A 7,915-nucleotide genomic window follows, 5' to 3' on the forward strand; every position below is an offset into this window, starting at 1 on the left:
CTGGCACTGGGGCAACTCGGTCAGGCCGTGATCCGACAGGTATCACCCAAAACACTGGCGATCACCGGCAGTGTTGGCAAGACCACAGTGAAAGAAATGTCGGCGGCGATTCTATCCCGACTGGGCAAAGTGCTGGCCACGGCGGGCAACTTTAATAACGATATAGGCGTTCCGCTGACCTTGCTGCGTCTGAGTGAAGATGATGAGTTTGCGGTCATTGAATTAGGCGCAAACCACATAGGTGAAATTGCCTATACCAGCGGGCTGGTTAAGCCAGATGTTGCCGTTGTATGTAATGTGGCACCGGCACACATTGAGGGCTTTGGCTCGATAGAAGGTGTTGGCCAGGCGAAAGGCGAAATTTTCTCGGGTCTCAAAGACAACGGCGTTGCGGTACTGAACTGCGATTGTCGCTTTGCCCCTATGTGGGAGCAAAGCTTAACGACGCAGCGTACTAGTCGTTTCTCTATGGCACAGCAGTTTGATCTGTGGGTAGAGGACATCCACCTGGATACACTGGGCCGTGCCACCTTTGCACTGTGTCAGGGCACGCAGCGCGTCACCATCACACTGCCTCTGCCAGGTGAGCATAATGTCATGAATGCGCTGATAGCAGCGTCTTGTACAGTTCAACTGGGTGCGACTTTGGAAGATATCAAAGCTGCGCTGCAAAGCATGGCTGAAGTGAAAGGGCGCGTTAACCTGATCGAAGTGTCGGATACGCTGCGGGTAATTGATGACAGCTACAATGCCAACGTGCGTTCTGTCAAAGCCGCCATCGACCTACTGGCCAGTATGCCGGGCTATCGGGTGTTTGCGCTGGGTGATATGAGCGAGCTGGGTGAAGAGGCGCGACAATATCATGAGGAAGTGGGTGAATATGCCAAAGAAAAGGGCATTGATGCACTGTTTTCTTTGGGGGTGTTGAGCCGCTATGCCAGCGATGTGTTTGAAACAGCAAATCGTCATTTTTCGCAGCGCGAGCATATGTTACAGGCGATAGTACAGCTCTTAGCACAGCACGATGAAGTATGTACTGTGCTGGTGAAGGGCTCGCGCAGTGCGCGTATGGAGCTGCTGGTGGCGGATCTGGTCGATGCCTCAAAAGCCCACAACAACGACGCAGATAGCGAAGAGGACAGCTCATGTTAGCCTGGTTAGCGGAATACCTGACGCAATATTACAGTGGCTTTAATGTTTTTTCCTATCTGACGCTGCGTGCGATCCTGGGGATCCTGACCGCATTACTGATTTCTTTGTACTTCGGACCTAAGCTGATCCGGGGCTTGCAGAGAATGCAAATTGGCCAGACCGTCAGAGATGACGGTCCGGAATCTCATTTATCTAAATCAGGTACGCCGACGATGGGTGGACTGCTGATCTTAGGTGCTATTTTTGCCAGTACTTTGCTGTGGGGCGACCTGGGCAACAAATACGTCTGGATCACTTTGTTTGTGATTGGCTCTCTGGGTATCGTCGGGTTTGTGGATGACTACCGTAAAGTTATCCGCAAAGACAGCAAAGGCTTGATAGCTAGATGGAAATATTTCTGGCAGTCCGTGATTGCCATTTCGGTTGCAGCCTTTATCTATTTCACGTCGACGGACCCTTCTGAAACCGTGCTGGTGGTGCCCTTTTTCAAAGACGTCCTGCCTCAGCTTGGGTTGTTTTATCTGGTGATGAGTTATTTTGTGCTGGTTGGCACGTCGAATGCCGTAAACCTGACTGACGGGCTTGATGGTTTGGCCATAGTCCCGACTATTCTGGTGGCATCAGCGCTGGCCATCATCGCTTATGTGACCGGCAATGCGGTGTTTGCCAACTATCTGCATATCCCGCATATCGCCGCTGCCAGTGAGCTGGTGGTGGTCTGTACGGCAATTGTTGGCGCCGGGCTTGGATTTTTATGGTTCAATACCTATCCGGCACAAGTGTTTATGGGCGATGTCGGCTCGCTGGCACTCGGTGGAGCATTAGGGATCATCGCTATTTTGGTACGCCAGGAGCTGGTGTTGCTGATTATGGGTGGTGTCTTTGTCATGGAAGCGCTATCGGTGATCTTGCAGGTTGGGTCTTATAAGCTGCGTGGTCAGCGGATCTTCCGCATGGCACCGATACATCATCACTATGAATTAAAAGGCTGGCCGGAGCCCAGGGTGATAGTACGATTCTGGATCATTTCTATCATTTTGGTGCTGGCGGGGCTGGCAACCTTAAAGATCCGTTAAAGCAGTACACAAGGTTATGATATGGGTTATTTAGACACCTTAAAAAACAAACACATTACCGTGCTCGGACTGGGTGTCACCGGCCTGGGCATAGTACGTTTTTTGGTACGTCATGGCATTACGCCTAAGGTGGTCGACTCTCGCCCTGTGCCTCCTGGTGCCGACTGGATGAATCACAACCTGCCTGAATGTGAGGCGGTGTTTGGCCCACTTGCAGAGGCGGCACTGAGTGCAACCGACTTGGTGGTGATCAGTCCCGGTGTGCCTTTGTATGAGACCTGTGTGGCTCAGGCAATCGCAGCTGGGGTTGAAGTCATTGGTGACGTCGAATTGTTTGCTCGTCTGAATGACAAGCCCGTGATTGCTGTAACCGGGTCAAATGGTAAATCAACCGTGGTGAGCCTGGCGGCTGAGGTGTGTCAGCAGGCGGGTTTAAAGGTCGGGCTGGGCGGTAACATTGGCACGTCTGTGTTGGATCTGCTGGAACGAGACTTTGATGTGTTTGTGCTGGAGCTGTCGAGTTTTCAGCTCGAAACCACGCACAGTTTGCACTGTTTGAGTGCCATGATCCTTAATATCACCGAAGATCACATGGACAGGTATCCGGATTTTGCCGCCTACTGCGAAGCAAAATTACGCATTTATCAGCAGGTCGATTGCCTGGTGTATAACGCCGACGATCCGCGTACCTTCCTGCCGCATGATAACGCACTGAGTGTGGCGCTTGAAGGCGCGACTTGCAGCTTAACAGAAGACAAGGGACAGACCTATTTTTCGCTGCATGGCAATAAGTTGTGTCCGGTCGATGTGCTGGCCATGCCGGGTAAACACAACCAGTTTAACGCTCTGGCGGTGATGGCGCTGTTGTCGCCGCTGGCCTTGCCAGACAGCGCATTTATTGCGGCGTTTGGGGCGTTCAAAGGGTTACCGCACCGCTGTCAGCTGGTTGCTGATGTGCAGGGAGTACGTTATTTCAATGACTCCAAAGCAACCAATGTTGGCGCGACGGTAGCGGCGCTGGAAAGCCTGGCCGGAGAACAAGGCCAGATCTTATTGATCGTGGGCGGCGATGCCAAAGGGGCCGACTTGTCGCCACTCAAAGCGCCGTTACAGCGTTATTGTAAAACCGTATTTTGCTTCGGTAAGGATGGCGCCGATTTTATGCCGTTGCATCCGCACAGCCAGATGGTCAACAATTTGAGTGAGGCCGTTGCGCTGGCTGCGCAGCAGGCGAAGCCTGGCGATCTGGTGTTGTTGGCGCCGGCTTGTGCAAGTATTGACATGTACGCCAACTATATGGCGCGTGGCGAAGAGTTTTGTCGCCTGGTTGAGGGACAAGTATGCTGAGCATGACCGCACTGCGGCGCACCTTCACCCCAACTCCTTCGGACTCGTTATTCGACGTGCCACTGTTGTACGCCATGTTGTGTCTGGTGGGCGTTGGTTTTGTGATGGTCACCAGTGCCTCTATGCCTGTAGCTGAACGCCTTTACGATAACCCCTACCATATTGTGACGCGTCACGGCATGTTTCTGGTGATGGCGCTGGTGCTGTTTTGGCTTAGCACCTCCGTGCCTATGACCTGGTGGAAACGCTTCAATCCCTATCTTTTATTGCTGGGACTCGTGCTGCTGGCTGTGGTGCTGGTTGTTGGCCGTGAGGTGAATGGTTCCAAACGTTGGCTGCCTGTTGGCCCGATTGGTTTTCAGGTAGCCGAGGCCGCGAAACTGTTTTTCTTCAGTTATATCGCCGGCTATTTGGTGCGTAAACGCGATGAAGTACAGGAAAACCTCAAGGGGTTTGCAAAACCCATTATTGTCTTTGCGGTTTATGCCTTTTTAATTCTGATGCAACCGGACCTTGGCACTGTGGTGGTGATGTTTGTTACTACCGTTGGGTTGTTATTTTTGGCGGGCGCAAAGCTCTGGCAGTTTTTTGCCCTGATGCTGACTGGCGTGTTGCTGGTGGTGATGTTGATTATCTTTGAGCCTTACCGTATGGCCCGGGTGGTGGGGTTCTTGGAGCCCTGGGAAGATCCCTTTGGCAAGGGCTATCAGCTGGTCCAGTCTCTTATGGCATACGGTCAGGGCGGCTGGTTCGGCCAGGGGCTGGGCAACAGTGTTCAGAAGTTACAGTATTTACCGGAAGCACATAACGACTTTATTTTTGCTGTGGTGGCCGAAGAGCTGGGCTTTGTCGGCGTGATTTGTGTGCTTTTGACGCTGGCAACCTTAGTGTTCAGGGCTTTGCTCATAGGTCAAAAAGCGCTTAAATCGGGCAAAGAATATGAGGGTTACCTGGCGCTTGGGATCGGCATCTGGTTCGCTTTTCAGACTGTGGTCAATGTCGGTGCGAGTGCGGGCATGCTGCCAACCAAAGGTCTGACACTGCCGTTTATCTCCTATGGTGGGTCGAGTTTATTGATCATGACTATTGCCGCGGGGTTATTACAGCGTATTGATTTTGAAACTAAGCTCTCGACCCGTCAGGCTACTTCCCGGGGAGGAAAAAAATGACCAAACGATTATTGGTTGTGGCCGGCGGCACCGGCGGACATATTTTCCCGGGTATCGCCGTGGCCAAAGCACTTGAGACGCAGGGCTGGCAAATATCCTGGGTCGGCACCGCCGACAGAATGGAAGCGCAAGTCGTACCGGCACATGACATAGACATCGACTTTATAGAAGTAAAAGGGGTGCGCGGTAACGGGGTAAAACGCTTGCTGATTGCACCCTGGATGGTGATAAAAGCCATTTTTGCTGCCAGAGCCATCATTCGCAATCGCCGTCCGGACGTGATCCTGGCGATGGGAGGTTATGTCACAGGTCCCGTTGGACTGGCTGCCAAGCTGGCTGGGGTGCCTTTGGTGATCCATGAACAAAATGCGGTTGCCGGCTTGAGTAATAAATTATTGGCACGCATTGCCAGCAGAGTATTGGCTGCATTTCCGCAGGCTTTTGCCGAGCGTGCGCATGATGTTGTGGGTAATCCTGTGCGTGCAAGTGTGGCACAGCTTCAGCCAAAACAACCGGGGAATGCCGTTAATGTGCTGGTTGTGGGCGGCTCTTTGGGCGCGAAAGTGCTCAACGATACGGTCCCTGAGGCTATGGCATTACTGACTGAGGCAACAGCCTGCGACATACAGGTTTGGCACCAAAGCGGTAAAGGCAATCATGTTGCACTAGAAGGTGACTACCAGCGCTTTGGATTACAGGCCAAAGTGGCTGAGTTTATTGATGATATGGATCAGGCTTATGACTGGGCCGATATGGTGATTTGCCGCGCGGGCGCACTGACGGTGAGCGAGATTGCCGCCGCAGGTAAGATGGCCATCTTTGTGCCTTTACCGCATGCGGTGGATGATCATCAGACGGCCAATGCGCGATTTTTAGTAGACGGATCGGCAGCGCTGTTGGTCCCACAATCAGCATTATCGGCACAGCATTTGTGCGACACTTTGGTGCCTTATTGTCGCGACCGGGCACTGATCTGGGAAAAAGCAAATAAAGCAAAAGCCTGTGCGCAGCTGTCTGCAACCCAGTCAGTGGCCGCCATTTGCGAAGAAGTAACGAATTAAAAGAGAAAACAGTGAAAGAAATTAACAGACGCAGAGCCATGAGACGCATTAACACCATCCACTTTATTGGCATAGGTGGTGCAGGCATGGGAGGGATTGCTGAAGTACTGGCCTTTGAAGGGTATCGTATTACCGGCTCTGATCTTGCCCAGAATGCGATGACAGAACGTTTAATTCGCGCAGGGGCGGAAGTCTTTATTGGCCATGACGAGAACAACATTAAAGATGCCGACGTTGTAGTGGTATCCAGTGCCATCGATATGAGTAACCCGGAGATCCAGGCTGCCAAGCGCGCCCGGGTACCTGTGGTCAGACGCGCCGAAATGCTGGCCGAATTGATGCGCTTTCGCCATGGGATTGCGGTTGCCGGAACCCATGGCAAAACCACCACGACCAGCCTGATCGCCAGTATCTTTGCAGAAGCCAAATTGGATCCGACCTTTATCATCGGTGGCCTGCTGAACAGTGCGGGCAGCAATGCCAAGGTTGGCAGCAGCGATTACCTGATAGCAGAAGCGGATGAAAGTGATGCGTCATTTTTGCATTTGCAGCCCATGGTGTCGGTGATCACCAACATTGAAGCCGACCATATGGATACCTATGACGGCGACTTTGAAAAAATGAAAGACACGTATGTTGAGTTCATTCACAACTTGCCTTTCTATGGTTTAGCTGTGGTGTGTACCGACTCTGATGTGGCAAAAGAGCTGTTACCTCGCTTTGCCCGCCCTGCTATCACGTATGGGGAAAACCCAGAAGCGGATTACCGCATGGTGGATTTTGAGCAAACGCAAAGCCGCAGTCGCTTTAAAGTGGTGCATAAATCTGGCGAGCAGCTTGAGGTAACACTCAGCATGCCAGGGAAACACAACGCACTGAACGCCACCGCGGCCATCGCCGTGGCAAAAGACCATGATATCGGTAACGAAGCGATTTTAGCGGCGCTGGAAAAGTTTGCGGGCATAGGTCGACGTTTTCAGCATTATGGCGCGTTTGAAAATGAACGCGGCGAAGTCATGCTGGTTGATGATTATGGTCATCACCCGTCGGAAGTGGCAGTGACCATTCGTGCCGCACGCGCCGGATGGCCTGATAAGCGTCTGGTTATGTTGTATCAGCCGCATCGCTATACGCGCACCCGAGATCTCTATGAAGACTTTGTGAAAGTCCTCAGTGAGGTCGATCAATTGTTGTTATTAGACGTGTATAGTGCCGGAGAAAGCCCTATTGTTGGCGCCGACAGCAAGAGTTTATGTCGTAGTTTAAGGCAACGGGGTGTTGAACCCATCCATGTCACCGACGGTCAGGATTTACAGGCGGTTCTGGCAGATGTGTTGCGAGATAACGACCTGGTGATCACCCAGGGCGCCGGTAATATTGGGCAAATCGTTAAACAACTGGCGGCCACTGAGCTGTTGGTCGAAAAGTTGAAGCAAGGTGCACTATGAGTGAGTTTGGCAAAGTTGCGGTATTGCTGGGTGGCTTGTCTGCCGAGCGTGAAGTGTCGTTGAAGTCGGGTCAGGCAATCATCAATGCACTGCAAGAAGCGGGTGTAGACGTCGTGGCATTCGACCCGGCGGAGCGTAACTTGTGGGAGCTAAAAGCACTCGAGGTTGACCGGGTGTTTATTGCGTTGCATGGCCGTGGCGGTGAAGATGGCACTGTACAGGGGGCACTGGAGTTTATGGGCCTACCCTATACCGGCAGTGGTGTACTGGGCAGTGCGCTGGCGATGGATAAGATCCGCTGCAAACAGCTATTTGAATCTGCCAAATTAAGCACGGCACGTTACTGTGTGGTCAAAGCATCTCAGGATATAGATGCCGCTGCGCTGATGGCTGATTTTGGCAAAGTGATGGTTAAACCCAGCCACGAAGGCTCCAGCATCGGCATGACTCAGGCAACGTCAGCGCAGGAGCTCCAAGCCGCCCTCAGTGAAGCGTTTAAATATGACGATGAAATTCTCATTGAACAGTGGATTGAAGGTCGCGAGTTTACTGTTGCTATGTTAGGAAACGAGGCATTACCTGTCATTGAAATGCGCACGCCTCGGGGCTTTTATGATTATCAGGCAAAGTATCAGGCTAATAGCACTGAGTACTATTGCCCG

General features: G+C 52.2%; 7 protein-coding genes. All 7 read left to right on the forward strand.

The features are described 5' to 3' along the window. Positions 1-1,152, forward strand: a 1,152-nt coding sequence (locus tag C3B51_RS21900; protein WP_130246390.1) for a UDP-N-acetylmuramoyl-tripeptide--D-alanyl-D-alanine ligase, incomplete at its 5' end; no start/stop codon positions are given. After that, positions 1,146-2,228: a phospho-N-acetylmuramoyl-pentapeptide-transferase gene (gene mraY, locus C3B51_RS21905; protein ID WP_130246391.1), complete on the forward strand. Its 1,083-nt coding sequence runs from the start codon at positions 1,146-1,148 to the stop codon at positions 2,226-2,228. The genes C3B51_RS21900 and mraY, both read left to right, overlap by 7 nt. A gap of 21 nt (positions 2,229-2,249) precedes the next feature. Next, complete coding sequence (gene murD, locus C3B51_RS21910) at positions 2,250-3,575, forward strand: UDP-N-acetylmuramoyl-L-alanine--D-glutamate ligase (RefSeq protein WP_130246392.1); 1,326 nt, start codon at positions 2,250-2,252, stop codon at positions 3,573-3,575. Then, positions 3,569-4,744, forward strand: a complete 1,176-nt coding sequence (gene ftsW / locus C3B51_RS21915; protein ID WP_046004805.1) for a cell division protein FtsW — start codon at positions 3,569-3,571, stop codon at positions 4,742-4,744. Before murD ends, ftsW begins: the two co-directional genes overlap by 7 nt. Continuing rightward, positions 4,741-5,805 (forward strand): undecaprenyldiphospho-muramoylpentapeptide beta-N-acetylglucosaminyltransferase, encoded by a 1,065-nt coding sequence (gene murG / locus C3B51_RS21920; RefSeq protein ID WP_130246393.1) that lies wholly within the window; start codon positions 4,741-4,743, stop codon positions 5,803-5,805. Before ftsW ends, murG begins: the two co-directional genes overlap by 4 nt. Before the next feature lie 38 nt (positions 5,806-5,843). Next, a complete protein-coding gene (murC, locus tag C3B51_RS21925; RefSeq protein ID WP_240701950.1) occupies positions 5,844-7,253 on the forward strand; it encodes a UDP-N-acetylmuramate--L-alanine ligase in 1,410 nt (469 codons plus the stop codon). After that, positions 7,250-7,915: D-alanine--D-alanine ligase (locus C3B51_RS21930; RefSeq protein ID WP_130246395.1), on the forward strand; the 666-nt coding region annotated here is incomplete at its 3' end. The genes murC and C3B51_RS21930, both read left to right, overlap by 4 nt.

This window comes from Pseudoalteromonas rubra (genome assembly GCF_004212645.1).
Lineage (GTDB): Bacteria > Pseudomonadota > Gammaproteobacteria > Enterobacterales > Alteromonadaceae > Pseudoalteromonas > Pseudoalteromonas rubra_G.